The following is a 17,139-nucleotide window of genomic DNA, read 5'->3' on the forward strand; positions in this document are numbered from 1 at the left end:
GGATTGATAAGGAGCATCGTTTTATGCAGATAGAGTTAAATGATCTATTAATCAGGGATTTTCATCGAAAAGATGCTAAGCTTCTCCATAGCATTGTGCGCGAAAGTGAGATTGTTAAGTTTATGAAAGATTGGTCTGAGAATGCTAAGAATCCTGAAGATTTGTATGGATTTATTGATTGGCTGCAAACAAAGAAAGCGTCAACTGATATTTTTGAAAACAAACGATATGCTATTGTGTTAAAAAAAACAGATGAACTAATTGGAATGGTCGGTATGGGAATTGAAGACACATTAAATGAAGTTGAGGTTGCATACTTTATGAGTGAGAAGTATCAACACAAAGGCTATACAAAACAGGCAGTAACTGCTATTGTTAATTGGTGTTTTCAAGTGTCGGATGTTCCCTATTTAATTTTAACAATCGACTGTGCAAATACACCTTCCTGCAAGCTGGCAGATAGCTGCGGTTTTGAATTATTTGAAAAAAGAACTCCTATTGGGCATATACAACCTAATATGGAAAGCGATAGTTATTATTACTATCGTATATACAGAAAATGAGTATAATCTGTTTCGTTATTTAAGTGGAAACGGTAAAAATCCATGATTCGCAATGCTTTTGAAAAAGACTATAAAAAAGTTATGAGGCGATTTTTGTCTGTAAAATCAATAAAAAATGGCAGCCTGTACCCCAATCGGTACGGCTGCCATTTTTTCTTTTCATTTCCAGATTTATCACTCGTTTTGAACCACTTTTTTCTTTTCATTCTGTTTTGCCTGGACTTCATCTGCCTTGTCACCAGTATACTGCATATAGACAATGGCGCCTACGGCAATGACCATCCCGACGATTTGGAGGGAGCCGAGATGCTGGCTCAGGACTAGAAAGCCCAAAAGCGCGGCCGTGGTGGGTTCAAGGACAAAGGTCAGGGAAGCCGTTGAGGCTTCGATATAATTGTAAGAAACGGCGATGGTTCCATAGGAGATGACCAAAACGGCAAAGTAGCCGAGCAGCATGAGCCACATGGTCAGGCCGCCTGAAGGGGCGGCGGCCGCAAATTCCCGGAATACCTCGGCTGGCGTGGTCTTAAAGGAAAAAACAATGAGACCCATGGCGTTGGAATAGACCAGGTACGCCAGGTAGGAAACGCCGTTTGAAATGTGAAAATAATCAAAAAGGTAGGCAAAAGCTAAGCTGAAACAGTTGGCCAGCCCCCAGAAAATACCAATGGTTGTAATATCGCTGACATGAGTGCTGAAAAGATTGAGCACCAGCGCCATACCGAAAATGGCAATGACGCAGGCGATCAGCTTTTCCCTGGTGATCTTCGATTTAAAGAAGATACGCATCAGGAAAACCAGAACAATGGCGTTCGAGAAATCCAACAGCGAGGCGACAGCGATGGGCAGCGTGTTAAAAGACCGGATCGAGGTATAGATATAGATAGGCGACGCGATCATTCCGCTGCACACAATGAGGGTAAAGTAGAACAGCTTCCTGGGCAGCCTGAGAACCTTTGGCTGTGTAACAAGGGTGTAGATAAGGTAGAAGGATAAGACAGCCAGCGGCGTAAAAGTCGACATGGCGTTTTCGGAAATGCCAAGGCTGTCAAAATAGTTCAAAAACACACCAAAGGTACCAGTAGCTACCGCGGAGGAAGCGGCCAGCAGGACGCCGTAAGCGGCGCCTTTATGTCTGAGAAGAGGCATTATCTTTCACACTCCTTTGGGCATAAAGGCTATTCGACGTCAACTTCAGGGTTCGCATTTGCAGAATCCTGAGTGAGATCTACGGACTCGGTCTGGGCGGCAAGCTCAGCCTTTTCGCGTTTGCCCTCGGAGTATTGCATATAGACAATGGCGCAAACTGCAATGGCGATCCCCAGCATCTGGAGCGGCGTCAGTGTTTCGTGCAGGATAATGAAGCCTAGAATGGCTGCAACACTGGGTTCCAGAACAAAGGTGAGCGCGCCGTAGGAGGCGTCGATATAATTATAACAGGCCGTAATGGAGTAGTAAGACCACATGAGCACTGCGCAGTAGACAAGGGCAACCACAATGACGACGGCGCCGTTTGCGGAAATAGATTCCATGATGTTCTGACCGACAGCCGCTGGATTAGAGGTGATCAGCAGGATGATGGAGCTGCACAGGCAGGCATAAATCTGAGTAGTGATAACCGGTACATCATGGCTGATATGGAAATAGTCGATGGAATAGACAAACGCCAGGGCACATGCAACAGCCACACCCCAGAAGATCCCCATGCTCGTGATTGGGACACTGCTATCCGGAGCTACAGCGCCGAAGCTAATGACCTGGAGCACCAGCATGATGCCGACAATGGCCAGCACACAGCAGATCAGTTTTTCTTTGGTGATCTTCTGCTTAAACAGAATCCGCATCAAAAATACCAAAACGATGGAATTTGAGAAGTGGAACAGGGAGGCGATGGCCATGGGCAGGTTGGCGAATACACGCACATAGGTAAAATTATACAGTGGGTATAAAATAAAGCCGCTGACCGCGATCATCGTAAAATAATACAGCTTTTTTGGCGCGAGGAGCAGCCTGCGGTCCTTGATGAGCGCGATCAGTAAAAAAGCAATAAACATGAATACCGGGCCGATGAGGGTAACCGTATCATCGCTGAGTCCAAAGACCGACAGGTAGTGCAGAAAGATGCCAAAGGTACCAGTCGCAACCGCGGAGCTGCACGCCAGAAAGATACCAAACCCGACGCCTTTTCTTTTCTTTGCGTCCATTTTTTTCTCCTTTATAAGAACTTAAAAACCAGTGGGAACAGGGAGACCCCTGTTACAGGGGCCTCCTAAAAAGGCTTAGTGTAAATATTTTTCAAAGATTTCCTTCATTTTGACTTTTTTATCTTCTGGAATTTCAGGCGCAACGTAAGAGTCCATCCGTTTCTTTAGCTGATCGTCGATGCGCTGCGTGATATCCTTGTTTTCGATAACATATTCTTCGTAGGTACTGCGGACGCCGAAATCCGGGAAGCTGTGTTCTTTGCGGTAGTTGCGCAGCGTATTTTTATGTTTGACATAGGTGCCGTGCTGCCCAACCTCGGTGATCAGGTCAACAGTTTTATCAATATTCATATCCTTGGCCGGCTTGATATAAGCCTGGACATGCTTGATGATCTCTTCGTCCAGAATGAATTTGCGATAGTTGGCGCTGTTGAAGCTGTCAAGGCTGCCCAGCATAAACATGGCGATATCCAGCTTGGCGGCAAAGGCATTCATGATGGCAGTCGTCGCTTCGAGGGCAGCCTGAACGTCGCAGTTTTTGGCGTCGGTGCTTCCGGACGGCATATCAAAGGGCACTTCATAGTATCCGGCCATCTGGCGGGCCATGGCGCACATCTTAATACTTTCAGAAGCGCCGGTGCAGAGCTGAAGGGTACGCATGTCTGTGATACAGGTATAGGTGGAGTAAACCACTGGCAGGCCCGGATTAATGAGCTGGATCAGTGTAAACATGGCCACGTTTTCCGCATTGGTCAGAACCACGTTGTCGATGCCAGTGATCGGGCCTGTCAGGCCGGCGGCAGAGCAGGGAGTAACCTCCATGACCTGATTCTTTTCGGCTGCGTAGAACAAACCGTCCAGCAGTTCTTCGTCAAAGCGAAGCGGAGAAATCGGAGATAAGGATGCGAACAGAGGATAGCCGCCTTCCTTTTCTGTGAGCAGGTGCATCATTTCCATGGTCATATCAATGGTATTGCGGTCAACAGAGCACAGGTTCATGGGTTTGTCCATGTGCAGGAAGTATTCATAGATGGCGGTGATAACGCCTTCCTTGTAGGTGCAGTTATCTGTCGGGAATACGATCAGCTGCCCACCGATATCGACACAGCTGCTGCTCTGGGACAGCTTGAAGAAATTGCGCATGTCATCAAAATTGACTTTACGGCGTTTGAACTCTTCGTCGATGATAAAGGGGGAGGTAGCGTTCGGAGCGATGAGGGGACGGTCGGTCGCGCCGATATTGACAGAGCGGTCCGGGTTGGCCGCATCCAGTATGAAGGATCTCGGAGCAAGCTTCATACAATCTTCAACAACCTTTGGCGGAATCTTGATGATATTGCCTTCAACCGTTGCACCGTGTTTTTTGAAAATTTCATGGGCGCGTTCGTCGCACATTTCAACGCCGCATTTTTCCAGCACATCCAGGGTAGCCTGATGAACGTCTTCGATCTGTTTTTTAGTCAGGGGTTCATAAGTAAAATTCATTTTTCTTTCCTCCTAATTTTGTGCATATTGTGTTATACACTGTACCTGTATTGTAATACGATCCCGGGGGCTTGTCAAGAAAAATCTTAAAAAAAATCTATTTACAAATAAAAAGATAAGAAAACCTTTAAAATAGGCGCTTTATCCCCAAAAAAAACTTTTTGTTGTGATTGAAACTAAAAACGTGTTATAATAAACAAAATTTGAAAAAGCAGAATTAACCAAAAATACGTTTTGAACATATAATATTATGCACAGAAGCTGTGCGGATAAGGTGAGCAAATGAAGCTTTTTAAAAACAGGAAACCCATGGTAGGGATTCTTTTGGGCTGTGCTGGCGCTGTTACAACCGGTATCTTTGGCATCTTTTTTAGCTATTTTGATTTCATTGGTCTCAGTGAGAGCGGCCGGACGATTTTAACGCCCTTCTTCGTATTCATATGCTTTTTCTCAGTGGCACTGGTCAAGAATCCTAAAAGCCTGATCCTAAAAAATAAGCTTTTGTACCTGACAACTATCTGCCTGAGCGGTGGGCTTTTGTACTCCACTTACAATTTTGCTTATGTAAAAGCCATTGAAAGCCTGCCCCTGGCCATCACCTCACTGTTTAACTTTTCCAATGCCGTGGTGCTGGTGCTTCTGATGCGTTTGTTTTTTAAAGAAAAAATTACAGCTAAAAAGGTAATCTGCTGTCTGATCAGCCTGGTTGGAATCCTGTTTGTTCTTGAGATATTCTCAGGGGGAGACGGCGACATTACAACCATCGGTATTTTCTGGGGCGTCTCAGTGACGGTGAGCCTGGCTTTTGCCTATACCATCGACTATTTTCATATACAGAAAGAGATCCCCTTTTATGTGGTCCAGACCTATACCTGTCTGGGGGCCATGATTGTCTACTCCTTTAATTATTCGGTTTGGGATCTTTTTAAGGAGATGGGTAGTATTACCGTCCAGCACGGCGCTGTGCTGTGGCTTGTGCTGCTGCTGTACTTTGTCAATGTCGCCATTTCTTACGGCGCCACCACAGCGTCCTATAATTTTATCGACGCGTCCTATACCTCCATGACTTACGTCCTGGAGCCGACCGTCGCGGCCACAGCGGGGTTCTTTCTCTATGGACAGAGGCTTTCAGCAGTTCAGATCATCGGGATGGTCATATCCGTCAGCGCCATTGTCTATATGCAGTATATTGAGAGCAAAGGCGAAGGGTAGAACAGGAAAAGGATACTGCGAGAGTGGACGAAAAGGCTTTGCAGTGTCAATGAATTCCAAATTATGATATAATCAGTAAAAATAAAGAACAAATTTGAGCATATAATATGATATACAGGAGGCAAGCGAATGAACTTAACAGCATTGACCAAAAAAGTCGTAGAGCTGGAAGATGAAATGGTGACCCGCATTGTAGAGCGGGCGCTGGATCTTGGGGCTGCCCCTATGGAAATTGTCAATGCCGTCAACGACGGGCTGGACAAGGTGGGACTGCTTTACGAGCGCGGAGAATACAGCATCTCAGACCTGATGATGGCCGGTGTTATCTTCGAGGATATACTGAACATGGAGGGGATGCAGTTTCCGGCAAGCCAGCAGGAAGAGGTTTTTGCAGATACAATCCTGCTGGGAACCATTGAAGGCGATATCCATGATATTGGAAAGACAATTTTCCATTCCCTGGCCGTTTCAGTTGGTTTTAATGTCATCGACCTTGGAGTGGATGTGCCAGCTGAGCGTTTTGTGGAAGAGGCCAGGCGCTGCCACCCCAGCATTATCGGTATCAGCGCAGTGTTGACCAACACTGTGGGCGCCATTCAGCGGGCCATTGACCTGCTGAAGAATGACCCCGCAACAAAGGATATTACCACCATTATCGGCGGTGCCATGGTCAATATCGACATTGCGGCCATTTCCGGTGCCGATGCCTTTGCCAAAACCGCCAAGGACGGCGTCGCTGAGTGTATCCGACTGAAAAAGCTGTTTAACGAAAAAAGACAGGATAAGAAACAATGAGTAATTCTAAATTTAAGTATGAAGAAATCATTGAGAGCATTAAGCATAAAATATCCACCAATGTTTACAAGGACAACGACCCTCTGCCCTCAGAGACAGCCCTCTGCGCCGAATACGGCGCCAGCCGGATAACCGTCCGAAAGGCTATATCAGTCCTTCTGTCAGAAGGGCATCTTTACTCCATTCAAGGGAAAGGTAATTACATCAAAAATGTTAAGAAAAACAAGTTTTCCATGCGCTACAGCTGTAAAACTATTTTTAACAATGGTTATGACGAAGCCAAGCTGATTTCCTCAAGCCTTGTAACACCGGATGTTTATATGGTTTATAATCTGAACATTGCACCCAATGAAAGAGTCGTGGCCTTAAAGTGGCTGATTTATGAGGACGGGCTGCCCATCGCCTATGATGAAAAATACCTGCCCTACTTTGCGGGGATCAATATTTCAGAGAAAAGTCTGAAATATAAAGATTTCTCGGATCTGGTTAAGAACAAGATTTCTGTTTATGAGATGTACCAGGATCTGCGGATCAAAGGCGTCAATGCCGATGTGGATGTGGCTGAAAAACTGCGGATTCCGGTGGGCAGTATCCTCATGCTCGTCGAGCTTAACGTCTATGACCAGAGCGGTTTGCCCTTTGGATGGGGCAAGCTTTATATCCTGCCGGATAAAACACGGTTTTTTGCCAAGACAGAGTAGGAGGAATCGTCGTGAAAGAGTACGAAAACATCGTAGAGGACATTAAAAATAAGATCATTAATAATAAACTGGTCGCTGGGGATAAACTGCCCTCCATTAAGGAAATGACTAAAATTTATAACGTGAGCAGTATTACTGTGCGCAACAGCCTGTCCATCTTGTCTAATGAAGGCTATATCGAAACCCGGGAGCGTTCCGGCTGCTATGTAAAGGAGAGCGAAAACGACCTGTTCCACATGTTTTTTAACGAGATCACCAATATTAAGGAGACTATCCTGGACACCAAGATACTGAGTATCTCCCAGATCTTTGACTTCAATGGCCTGGAGGAATTTGACAGCCAGAGCAGTGAGCAGATCCAGACCATTAAAATTCGCCGGACCTTCAATTCCTATCTTGATGCGCCGGTATCCTATGATATTAAATACCTCCTGCACCACTTCAGCGGTGACACGAAGAAAATGTTTTATTACGACAACCTGCGCCGGATCGACTATTTTCTGGAAAAGGAAATCAACAAGACTCTTGAAGTCCGTATGATCCGTCCAACCCAGGACATCATAAACGCACTGAGTATCTCAGAGAGCACCCCGGTGTTTTATTTTAAACAGAAATACTACGATAAATATGACCAATTGGTAGCCGTTGGCCAGACCTACACCATCGCGGACAGCATACAGGTGGTGGCCACGAGCCGGAATGGTGTTTGAGGAGGAAGTCAATCATGATCAATATGGTTGTATTTTTGGGGATCAATGGCGATTCTAACGGCGCAGATAATTACCAATATAATTAAAAACATTGCGGGAAGACCGCCAATATTTGAAAGCATTTTTATACCAGTGATCCCCTCGCTGACAGACATCATAATCCAAGTTACAATACCTACAACGACTACCCATATCATAATAAGAAATTTAGGCGGTTCAGGCGACTCAGGAGAGATACCCTTACTGCAAAGACTGGAGATGGCAAGAGTAGTGGAATCTGATGCTGTAACAAGCGAGATCAGAACCGCAATCAGATAGATTGGAATAAGAAAGGCCTCAAGGTGTAAATTGTTAAAAAGTTGATAAATTACATTTTCATATCCAGTGTTAAAGGCTTCGATCAGGCCAGAAGAGGGATTGTTCATCAAACTGTTAATCGTAGCGCCTGAGATAATGGTGAACCAAATAATGCCAAAGAGAGAAGTGACAAGAAGATTCATGAGAATAATTTCTTTTATTTTTCGTCCATAGCAGATTCGTCCTAAAAAAACAGCGGTAATGGGCGTCCAGGCCATCCAATTGGCAAAATAGTAAATGGTCCAGCTTTTAGACCACGGGTCGTTTGCAGCTGCACCTGTAAACAAAGAACCTTTAAAAAATGTAGTGATAAAATCTCCGAGGCTTTCAGTTGCAAAGCTAAAAATAAATGTACTCCCTCCAAAAAGTAAAATAAGCGCTAAGATAATAAAAAAGATGTAAACATTAATATTTGAAAGATATTTAATACCTTTATTAATCCCGGAAACGGCACTTGTAAAAGTTATACAACTGATAATAGCAATAATAATTCCCCAGACAAAAATATTTGAATCGACCCCGAAAGCTTTACTGATCCCGCCATTGATGCTCAAAACTGCAGTGTATAGGGATGCCGCTAAACCAGAAACTAAAGAGAATACACAGATAAAATCAATAATATTTCCAGTTGAGTTCTGATGTTTTTCTGGAATAATCGGTGAAATAACTGATCCCAAAGAAAATGGTTTTTTCATATTATAATAAACAAAGGCAAAAACAACTGTCATAAGAGTATAGAGGCCATATGGAAGCAGTGTCCAGTGACGAAAAATTGCAGACATTGCAAAAAGTGCTGAATCAGGAGACAGGGCTTCAATACCAGAAGACGCTGGAGGATACAGCATGTGCTGAACGGGTTCGGCAGCCCCCCAAAAAACAATGCCCGAGCCTACTGTAGTGCATAGCGTGATTGAAAACCAGTTCCAAATCGAAAGGGTGGGTTTTGCCGCTTTGCCACCAATGACAATATGGCCAAGCGGCGAAAAGTACAGAGCAACGCACACAATGAATACGACCAAAGTTGTTAAGATGAATAACCAGCCAAATTGATCGAGAATCCAGGCGTAAAAATTGCTGGTCAGCATAACAAAAACATCGTTGTCATAAAAAGCTAAAAAAATACAACTGCAAAACAAAATTATTGCCGGCAAAAAAACGATTGAATTTATTTTTTTGTTTTTCATTTTGGCCTCGCTTAATAATAGAATATTAGTTGAAGATTACCTCCTGTAACTGAAATCTGTATGATCTGATTTACAGGAGGCAATTGAGTGATTTGATCGAGTTTAATTAGATATTATCCTGATACTGCGGAGGCAGATAAGGCATAAGGAGCTTGTCTTGTTCTTTGGTAATACCGGGTGCTTCATAAGACGAAATTCTCTTTGCGACCTCCTTTCGTGCAGTTTCCAGAATCGAAACAGAACCTTCATTCTGCCAGGTGTTGACATCCTCCTTGTTAAGGTATTTTGCCATATAAAATTCTTCTCGATACATCTTTGGCGTCCGCCCTTTTAAGAAAGATCCCCTGGGGCCGGTTTCGCGTAAAATATCCATACATAATTTTTCATCAGAGCAATCAATACCATCGACCATTCTTCTCGCAAAGGCAACCGCTTCTTCATCTAAAATGAATTTTTCATAACTGAACAGATTCATACTCCCCATCATACCGGTAGCATGGAAAATTAAATCAGTACCCGCCTCCATTGTTGACTGTATCATAAACATGGATTCGAGCCCTGCCTGGTAATCAACCTCTTTAGCATCGGCTTGTCCGCCGCCGGTTCGGCATGGAATTTTATAAAAATCGGCCATCGCATTTGAAGCGTAAATCATCAGCATGGTTTCAGGCGCGCCAAAGGTTAAAAGCAGCGTTTTCAAATTTGTGCCGGTAGAGGTGTTGCCGTAAATACAGGGAAGACCAGGCTGTATGAGCTGGGCGAACACAATACCAGCGAGAATCTCGGCATTGGTGAGGATCATCGTGGAGATCACGCTGTAGGGCGCTGTCAGGACAGGCATGGCACAGGGTGAGAACCAGAGCGGCTGGTTCGATTCGGCATAGGCAAAAACGCGTTCCAGGGGATCGTGGTCATAGCATAAGGGCGAAAGTGAGTTCACGCAAAAGGTATTTACAATCTTTGTTTTATCGGTGACGCCCTCGTAACGCCTGATGATTTCGATATCATCCAGCGTGTGCTGGTAGATGGTGTCTTTATCGAGGTTAAACGTGTTTACGAGCATAAAAGGGGGCAGGGTACTGTATTTTAAGCTCATGGCGGTATGATAATGAATGAGCTGTTTTTGATCAAGGCCCTTTGTGTCTGGTAAATACTCCAGTCGGTTATATTTTAATTCCTTGCTGGTACAGCAGATTTTAAAAATATTGGTGATATCCTCATTGGTGGTTTTCCGAACCCTGCCATGGTCAGAAATATAGACTGGGCCGCCGCTGGGCATGGTGATTCGGCTGCCGTTGCCGATCTTGAGATTACCTTTACTTGAAGTTAATTCAAAACTTTCGGGCAGCTGCTGCAACAGGGATTCAATTTTTTTTCGATCAAAGAAAACTTTTTCGCCTTCAATTCGAAAGCCGTTTTGGCGGAATAGAGCAAGCGCGCGTTCATTTTCAAATAAAACGCCGACTTCTTCCAAAAGAACTAAGGAATTTTCGTGAATTTTTTCAATGGTTTCCTGTGACACATAGTGGCTGTATTTTTTTGTGTTCATCATTTTTCTCCTTATTTTTGTAATGTATTTTCCGTTTTCAGCTGTTTGTTTTTGCCGCGTTTGTAAATAATCAAGGCGAAAACAATGGCGATTATCGCCCAAACGACCATCCATCCAAAGATCATATTAAAGCCCATGACAGGGTCTTTATCGAGCCACGCGCCCATGATGCTGGTCATGAAAGCATCGGGTGACAGCGCGATAAATGAAATAATGCCCGAGGCCATTCCGGTTAGGGCCATTGGAATACCAGCATCGCCTAAAACAGAAAAATAGACAGCTTTGATCCCATAATAGAATAAAGGCAGAACCATGCTGATAACCAGGCAGAGCATGACCATTGTGCTTGACAGCGGCGTTGCGACCGCGAGAATAATGACGCCAATCAAAAGATAAACAATGAAAATCAGTCTTGATTTTGCCTTGTCTGCCAAAATGCCGCCCAGAAGGCCGGCAATCACCAGAATGCCGTAGTTTCGGACAATTCCCAGACCGCTTGAGATTTCGGCTGAAATCCCCAAAATTTGCGTGGTATAGGTTCCCAGATAGTTAACACCTGCCATAAAAGTACAGTAGCAGGCAAACATAAAGATAGATAAAATCCAGGTTTCAGGCAGCTTGATCGTCGCTATGAAATTATTCCAGGTGGAATGTTTGTCTTTACGGTTTGCCGAGACATCCCTTTTTTCAGCCGGGTCAGATTTGGGAAGGAAAACAAGGCTCAAAATAGCAAAAACAATATAAGAGACCCCCAGGGTAATAATGATTGTCTGGACGCCGACCCGGATATCTGAAAATTGAACGACAAGCGCCAGCAGGCCAAGACCAGCCGCACAGCCGAGAACTCCTCTTAGCGCTTCGCTGGTTCCATACAGGCGGCTCTGTTCGTCATCGCTCCCCAGGCCACGCAGAAATTTGATGTAGGCTGGCCACATGGTAGCAGAGTTAAAAAAAGCAAATAGCGAGTAAATAAGAATCAGTGAGCTATAGGATGGATACATGGCCTCCCAGAAGGCGAGTCCGGCGCAGACCGTAAAGGAAACCGTCATCAGGCTCCGAATACTGAAGCGGTCAGCGAAGAAGCCGCCGATAAAGTAACTGAACAGCGCGACAAGCCCATAAATTGATCCGAGATTTCCTAATTGAAGATTGGTCAGTTCATAGGCGGCAACGTATTGGTCGTAAAAATAAAACCGAATATAAGGGACAATGTAGATCAATTGACACATGATGCTGATTAGAAATACCAGAAAGTTTCTTTTTCCCTTTGACATAGAGGTTGTCATTTTAGTTCTCCTTTTTCTTATATTTTTTCGATGTATTTTTGTGGCAGATATGGCTTTAAGAGTCGTTCCTGTTCTTTGGTAATTTCAGGAGGCTCGTAGGACTGGATACGCTGCTCTACTTTTTTTTGGATGGAATCCCGAACCGATTCAGAACCGTGCTGCTGCCACTGGTTTGGATCATCCTTGTTAAAATATTTTGGCATAAAGAATTCATCACGATAGATCTGCGGCGTTCGTCCTTTCAAAAAAGTTCCGCGGGGGCCTGTTTTTGAAATGAGCTCATAGCATTCTTTTTCTGGACAACAGTCAATACCGCGAAGAATCCGTTCGCACATACGATACATTTCCTCGTCTGCAAGAAATTTTTCAAAGCTTACAATATTGAAGCTTCCGATGATGCCGCAGGCGTGGAATAACAAATCAGGGTTCGCGTCCAGTGACGCATAAATCATCATCATGGACTCACTACCAGCCTGGAAATCAAAATCCTTTGAATCACTTAAACCGCCGCCGGCGCGGCAGGGCAGGCCATAGTAATCCGCCAAGGCCTTAGTCGCGTAAGTGATTAAAACACTTTCAGGAGAACCAATGCTCAGCTGTATCGTTTTTAAATTGGTCGAGCCCGAGGTGTTTCCATAAACGCAGGGTATCCCAGGGCGAATCATTTGTGATAGGACAAGCCCGGCCAGCGTTTCGGCATTCGTCATTGCCATCATGCCCATTACAGATGGCGGCGCTGTCAGGAGAGGCATAGCGCATGGTGAAATCCAGATGGGTTGGTTTTCCTCACCAGCGATCAGCATTTTTTCAAGAGGATCATGATCATAGCAGAGAGGGGAAAGCGTATTAATAGAAATGATACAGACATAATCATTTTGCAATGCCTCGAAATCTTTTATGAGACGCAATCCTCTGACGTATGGATCATGGATATTTTCGATTTGGAAGGTATTTGGGAGGACGTAAGGGCCAGCCTTGCTTGAATATTTCAGGTGCATCGCCAGTTCAGCATAGATTTTTTGATCCTGGGTAAAATCTTTGTCCTCCAAAAAAATATTCATGTAGTTTGTATCCATTAAATCACTGGTGTCCGAAAGCTTAAATTGATTGACCACATCATCGTTTGTCATTTTACGGACAGCGCCGTTATCCTGGATATAGATATTTCCGGCGGCTGGCATTTTATGACAGAAGCCTTCCCCATAAGCAGAATCCCCTTTGGATGAGCGTATCGTAAAGCTTTTGGGAATAAGCGCCAAATGTGCTGCAATTATTTTTTCATCCATGTAAACCGTGTTTCCGTCAATTTGAAGCCCGTTTTTTCTGAATATTTCAATGATTTTGGGATGCTCAAACCTTACGCCAACTTTCCGTAAAATCCGTAAGGACTCATCGTGAATTTTTTCCACATCCTTGTGTGAAATGAATTTCTCATAAGAATACATATAGACCTCCTCAGTATTTATTCAATGCGCAAAGGATATATGACATTGTAACGCAAGATATATGCCAAAAATAAATCATAAAAAAAGAATAATTAGCGAAAAAAGAGACGGTTTAATGGATAATTCCTTTCAATAAAGTAAAAAAAACCGACATAGTCAGTTTTTTTTACATAAAAACATCATGAAAAAGTGGGGAGTAGACTGAAATAGTCAGGAAACTTTACAGTATTTCTGCGAAAAAGATTAATTGTCCGAAGAATTATCCTTTTTCGTAATAATGGAATGCTTTTTAATTTTACCGTGGAGAGACTGTCGGGTTATTTTTAAGTATTCAGCTGTTTTTGTGATATTGTGATTATTTTCTGCAAGCGCCTGCTGGATCAACCCTTTTTCATAGGCATTCATTTTTTTGCTTAAATCCCTTTCCGATGAGGTGGAAACAGAGATAAAAGAATCCCCTTTTACAGGATGAGACAGAATATTTTCAAAAGAATGATTTTGTAAATGTCTGGGTTCTATGAGCATTTCATTTTCTCGAGCAGAATAGATGCTTTGCAGAATAACGTGTTTAAGCTCCCGTACATTTCCCTGCCATGCGTAATTTTCAAATAATTTTGCTGTTTTTTGAGACAGGGCAGATATTTTTTTACCTGATGGTGGGGCCAGTGCTTTTATAAAATAGTTTGACAAATAGAGGATATCTTCTTTACGTGCTCTGAGTGGTGGGATTGATAGAGAAAAGACCGCAATGCGGTAATAAAGATCAAGGCGGATTTCTTTATCCGCAATGGCTTTTTGAGGAGGCTGGTTCATCGCGCTTATAAAACGGATGTCACAGCTTTGTTCAAGGCTGCTGCCGACTTTACGGTATCGCTTTGTTTCCAGCACGCGGAGTAGCTTTGCCTGAAGGCCGATATCCATCGAATTGATCTCATCAAGAAACAGTGTACTGCCCTCAGCCGCCTCAAGCAACCCCTTTTGGTTGAGAGCGCCTGTAAAGGCGCCTTTGCAAGTACCAAACAAAGTACTCTCCATAAGATTTTCAGGCAGGGCGCTGCAGTTGAGCGCGATAAAACGCTTATGGCTCCGCTTACTGGCATTGTGAATGCTCTGGGCGAAAAGCTCCTTTCCTGTTCCCGTCTCTCCTACAATCAAAACCGATTCATCACTCGCAGAAATACGTTTAGCTTGTTCAACGGCATCCAGAAACTCGGGGCTGATGCCTATGAGATGGTCAAATGTATATTGCGTATCATTGATCAAATTAGGGTTTTGTAAGTTTAATTCAGCATTGAGGCGATTGACCAGACTGATAAGATTTAAGTAATCAGAAATATCCCTGAAAACGCAAATAACCGATTTAATATTATCAGTGTTATCATAAAGTAAATAAGTGTCACAAAGAACATTAATGATTCGGTCACTATTCTTTGTCGTATAGGACACAAAAACATCCCTCTGTGGCGTTTTCGTCTCAAAGGTATCTACAATAACAGAACGGCTCGAATTATTTTTCAACTCCGGCCTTTGATTATAAAGTGAATTCATGTCCTTTCCCAGAACATCTTTTCTTTTATAACCTTCAATTAACTCACAACCCTTTGAATAGCAGATAACCTTGTGATTGATATCGACTATTTGAATACCCATGGTGGTAACTTCTTCTAATTCGCGGTAAAGCAAAGAATTGTTTTTAGACATGATCGAGTTCCTCCAGCACTTTTGGAAACAGCATATTGAACGAAAATCCTTTAATATATTATATCAAAGCAAAAGGAACAGGGCAATAAGGCAAAAATATAGGGATAGTGGATAAAGGTGGAGGGATCTCGGATAGCATACAGGTGGTGGACACAAGCCGAATGGCGGTTGAGGCGGAAGATAAAGGCGTGTGGAATTGAGATGAAAATTCTGTATATAGTGTTAAAGTGATGGCTTTTTAAAAATAGCGCAATATATAGCGGTGTACGCCGAAACGACGTGTACCGCTTTTTTTATAGGGTTGTCTAAAAAGCGTGTCCGAAAATAATGCATCAATTTGATTGTAAAAACTTGTGAAAAAAAGAAAAAACTCGTGAAATAGTACCATTTCACGAGTGCGATATATTCCGAATTTCGATAAAAAAACTATTAATATTATCAGATGGGGATATTATATCACCTTTGAAAAATAATTGCACGCACTTTTTTACGTGTGAAATAAAAAAAACACCATATAAATCCATTTCTTACCCTTTGTTTTAGATATAATTGACAAGAGTATGGTCAAAAAATGGTCATACCAAGGGAGGAAAACAATATGAAGCACTACCGTAAAAATGTAAGAAAAAGAGCGGATGGGCGTTATGAAGCGCGGTGTATTGTAGGTTATAACAATATTTATGGCAAAGCGGTCTATCGGTATTTGTATGCAAAAACTTATCAGAAGGTAGTTGAAAAATTAGAATGTTGTGAAAAAGAAAATTTTGAAGAAGTTGAACTTCAAAGGGTCTTAAGAAAAAATAGAAAGCGTAAAAATTTTAGCGGTGTCATAACTGAAAAATTTCAAGAAAAGAAAATCATAAACTTTGAGGGTAATTCTTTGTTTTTGCAGGAGTGGATGGTGGATTGGCTTGAAAACAGCAAAAAATCAGAGATCAAAAAATCCTCTTATACGCAGTATCACAGCGTCATTCACGTCCACCTAATTCCTGCTTTGGGAGGATACGAGCTACACGAATTAACCAGTGAAATCCTTCAGGATTATGTGAAAGCAAAATTAAACAATCATCGAAATGCACTGTCTAGCGCGACGGTCAGACGTCATCTTTCGATTTTATCCTCTGCACTTAAACAGGCTGTGAAATTAGGGATTATCACGGTCAATCCTTGTATGAACGTGAGTATTCCCACGACAAGAAAAAAGAAATTGGATGTTTTTAATAAAGATGAATATTTGAAGCTTGAAAAAACTCTGTGCCGTGACCAAGACAAGGTAAAGGCGACCGCGGTTCTGTTGGCGTTAAAAACAGGCGTGCGGCTTGGCGAACTGGCAGCTCTTCGGTGGTATGATATTGATTTTGAGGAAAAAACGATAATGGTGCGCGATGCTGTTCATCGTGTGAACACATCAGAAGAAGCTGGTGGTAAAAAAACAGAAATGATTTTTGAAGGAACGAAATCCTATTATTCTGAAAGGACTATTCCGATGAATCATGAGATTTATGCTTTGCTGAAGGGCTATGAGGCAGGCCTTTCTGTGAAAGGAGAGTTTGTTTTTTCGAGTAAAAAAGGATCTTTTATTGATCCAAGAGTTTATCAAATTTACTTTGCAGATGTCTTAAAAAATGCGGACATCAAGAAAAGGAATTTCCATATTTTAAGACACACCTTTGCTACAAGAGCCGCAAGTAAAAATATGCAGCTATCTGTCCTGAGCAGGCTTTTAGGACACTCCAATATTGCTGTCACATTAAAACGCTATATCCATCCACTGACAGAACAGGATCGTATTGAAATGAATAAAATATCAGAGATTCCAATAGATAAAGAAAAATAAAAATGGTCAAAAAAATAGTCGGAGTTTATCCGAATGGTGTCAATCAGGGACTTAGCGATTAAAACTCGTGAAATGGTACTATTTCACGAGTAAATTCACGACTTCTTAGC

The 17,139-nt window shown here is 42.8% G+C and carries 14 protein-coding genes; 6 read left to right on the forward strand and 8 right to left on the reverse strand.

Features of this window, described 5'->3' with window-relative positions:
* Nucleotides 1-23 precede the first annotated feature (23 nt).
* On the forward strand, nucleotides 24-563 hold the full coding sequence (locus tag B2M23_RS12845) for a GNAT family N-acetyltransferase (protein WP_038354034.1): 540 nt from the start codon (nucleotides 24-26) through the stop codon (nucleotides 561-563).
* Nucleotides 564-737: 174 nt separating this feature from the next.
* Here the strand turns inward: B2M23_RS12845 and B2M23_RS12850 are convergent, their stop codons facing one another.
* From B2M23_RS12850 to B2M23_RS12860, 3 genes are all read right to left on the reverse strand, one after another.
* Nucleotides 738-1,712, reverse strand: coding sequence for an EamA family transporter (locus B2M23_RS12850; RefSeq protein WP_038354033.1), 975 nt, complete (start codon nucleotides 1,710-1,712; stop codon nucleotides 738-740).
* 29 nt (nucleotides 1,713-1,741) lie between these two features.
* Nucleotides 1,742-2,767, reverse strand: a complete 1,026-nt coding sequence (locus B2M23_RS12855; protein ID WP_038354032.1) for an EamA family transporter — start codon at nucleotides 2,765-2,767, stop codon at nucleotides 1,742-1,744.
* Nucleotides 2,768-2,842: 75 nt separating this feature from the next.
* Nucleotides 2,843-4,252: a trimethylamine methyltransferase family protein gene (locus B2M23_RS12860; RefSeq protein WP_038354031.1), complete on the reverse strand. Its 1,410-nt coding sequence runs from the start codon at nucleotides 4,250-4,252 to the stop codon at nucleotides 2,843-2,845.
* A 282-nt stretch (nucleotides 4,253-4,534) separates the two neighbouring features.
* Between B2M23_RS12860 and B2M23_RS12865 the strand changes: the two genes are divergently transcribed.
* The 4 genes from B2M23_RS12865 to B2M23_RS12880 all read left to right on the forward strand — a co-directional run bounded on the left by B2M23_RS12865 (nucleotide 4,535) and on the right by B2M23_RS12880 (nucleotide 7,670).
* The gene (locus B2M23_RS12865) at nucleotides 4,535-5,464 is read left to right on the forward strand and encodes a DMT family transporter (protein ID WP_038354030.1); all 930 of its coding nucleotides are present in this window, start codon (nucleotides 4,535-4,537) and stop codon (nucleotides 5,462-5,464) included.
* A gap of 129 nt (nucleotides 5,465-5,593) precedes the next feature.
* The gene (locus B2M23_RS12870) at nucleotides 5,594-6,259 is read left to right on the forward strand and encodes a cobalamin B12-binding domain-containing protein (protein WP_052237475.1); all 666 of its coding nucleotides are present in this window, start codon (nucleotides 5,594-5,596) and stop codon (nucleotides 6,257-6,259) included.
* A complete protein-coding gene (locus B2M23_RS12875) occupies nucleotides 6,256-6,960 on the forward strand; it encodes a GntR family transcriptional regulator (RefSeq protein ID WP_038354029.1) in 705 nt (234 codons plus the stop codon). The genes B2M23_RS12870 and B2M23_RS12875 overlap by 4 nt, the downstream gene beginning before the upstream one ends.
* A gap of 11 nt (nucleotides 6,961-6,971) precedes the next feature.
* Nucleotides 6,972-7,670 (forward strand): GntR family transcriptional regulator, encoded by a 699-nt coding sequence (locus B2M23_RS12880; protein WP_052237474.1) that lies wholly within the window; start codon nucleotides 6,972-6,974, stop codon nucleotides 7,668-7,670.
* 8 nt (nucleotides 7,671-7,678) lie between these two features.
* On the opposite strand, the gene B2M23_RS12885 is transcribed toward B2M23_RS12880, so the two are convergent.
* The 5 genes from B2M23_RS12885 to B2M23_RS12905 all read right to left on the reverse strand — a co-directional run bounded on the left by B2M23_RS12885 (nucleotide 7,679) and on the right by B2M23_RS12905 (nucleotide 15,192).
* On the reverse strand, nucleotides 7,679-9,211 hold the full coding sequence (locus B2M23_RS12885; RefSeq protein WP_038354028.1) for a BCCT family transporter: 1,533 nt from the start codon (nucleotides 9,209-9,211) through the stop codon (nucleotides 7,679-7,681).
* A 106-nt stretch (nucleotides 9,212-9,317) separates the two neighbouring features.
* Nucleotides 9,318-10,763: a trimethylamine methyltransferase family protein gene (locus B2M23_RS12890; protein WP_242945798.1), complete on the reverse strand. Its 1,446-nt coding sequence runs from the start codon at nucleotides 10,761-10,763 to the stop codon at nucleotides 9,318-9,320.
* 8 nt (nucleotides 10,764-10,771) lie between these two features.
* Nucleotides 10,772-12,046, reverse strand: a complete 1,275-nt coding sequence (locus tag B2M23_RS12895; RefSeq protein ID WP_052237473.1) for an MFS transporter — start codon at nucleotides 12,044-12,046, stop codon at nucleotides 10,772-10,774.
* 17 nt (nucleotides 12,047-12,063) lie between these two features.
* Nucleotides 12,064-13,491 (reverse strand): trimethylamine methyltransferase family protein, encoded by a 1,428-nt coding sequence (locus B2M23_RS12900; protein WP_038354026.1) that lies wholly within the window; start codon nucleotides 13,489-13,491, stop codon nucleotides 12,064-12,066.
* A 243-nt stretch (nucleotides 13,492-13,734) separates the two neighbouring features.
* Nucleotides 13,735-15,192 carry a sigma-54 interaction domain-containing protein gene (locus tag B2M23_RS12905; RefSeq protein ID WP_052237472.1) on the reverse strand — a complete coding sequence of 486 codons (1,458 nt, stop codon included), beginning with the start codon at nucleotides 15,190-15,192 and terminating at the stop codon, nucleotides 13,735-13,737.
* A gap of 598 nt (nucleotides 15,193-15,790) precedes the next feature.
* Between B2M23_RS12905 and B2M23_RS12910 the strand changes: the two genes are divergently transcribed.
* A complete protein-coding gene (locus B2M23_RS12910) occupies nucleotides 15,791-17,029 on the forward strand; it encodes a tyrosine-type recombinase/integrase (RefSeq protein WP_038354025.1) in 1,239 nt (412 codons plus the stop codon).
* The last annotated feature ends 110 nt before the right edge of the window (nucleotides 17,030-17,139 follow it).

The sequence above is a fragment of the Eubacterium limosum genome (assembly GCF_000807675.2).
GTDB classification, from domain to species: domain Bacteria; phylum Bacillota; class Clostridia; order Eubacteriales; family Eubacteriaceae; genus Eubacterium; species Eubacterium limosum.

What these genes read in the sequence shown, in the direction of transcription:
- B2M23_RS12845 (WP_038354034.1), top strand. Translation starts at nt 24, where the DNA reads ATGCAGATAGAGTTAAATGATCTATTAATCAGGGATTTTCATCGAAAA.
- B2M23_RS12850 (WP_038354033.1), bottom strand. Translation starts at nt 1,712, where the DNA reads ATGCCTCTTCTCAGACATAAAGGCGCCGCTTACGGCGTCCTGCTGGCC.
- B2M23_RS12855 (WP_038354032.1), bottom strand. Translation starts at nt 2,767, where the DNA reads ATGGACGCAAAGAAAAGAAAAGGCGTCGGGTTTGGTATCTTTCTGGCG.
- B2M23_RS12860 (WP_038354031.1), bottom strand. Translation starts at nt 4,252, where the DNA reads ATGAATTTTACTTATGAACCCCTGACTAAAAAACAGATCGAAGACGTT.
- B2M23_RS12865 (WP_038354030.1), top strand. Translation starts at nt 4,535, where the DNA reads ATGAAGCTTTTTAAAAACAGGAAACCCATGGTAGGGATTCTTTTGGGC.
- B2M23_RS12870 (WP_052237475.1), top strand. Translation starts at nt 5,594, where the DNA reads ATGAACTTAACAGCATTGACCAAAAAAGTCGTAGAGCTGGAAGATGAA.
- B2M23_RS12875 (WP_038354029.1), top strand. Translation starts at nt 6,256, where the DNA reads ATGAGTAATTCTAAATTTAAGTATGAAGAAATCATTGAGAGCATTAAG.
- B2M23_RS12885 (WP_038354028.1), bottom strand. Translation starts at nt 9,211, where the DNA reads ATGAAAAACAAAAAAATAAATTCAATCGTTTTTTTGCCGGCAATAATT.
- B2M23_RS12890 (WP_242945798.1), bottom strand. Translation starts at nt 10,763, where the DNA reads ATGATGAACACAAAAAAATACAGCCACTATGTGTCACAGGAAACCATT.
- B2M23_RS12895 (WP_052237473.1), bottom strand. Translation starts at nt 12,046, where the DNA reads ATGACAACCTCTATGTCAAAGGGAAAAAGAAACTTTCTGGTATTTCTA.
- B2M23_RS12900 (WP_038354026.1), bottom strand. Translation starts at nt 13,491, where the DNA reads ATGTATTCTTATGAGAAATTCATTTCACACAAGGATGTGGAAAAAATT.
- B2M23_RS12905 (WP_052237472.1), bottom strand. Translation starts at nt 15,192, where the DNA reads ATGTCTAAAAACAATTCTTTGCTTTACCGCGAATTAGAAGAAGTTACC.
- B2M23_RS12910 (WP_038354025.1), top strand. Translation starts at nt 15,791, where the DNA reads ATGAAGCACTACCGTAAAAATGTAAGAAAAAGAGCGGATGGGCGTTAT.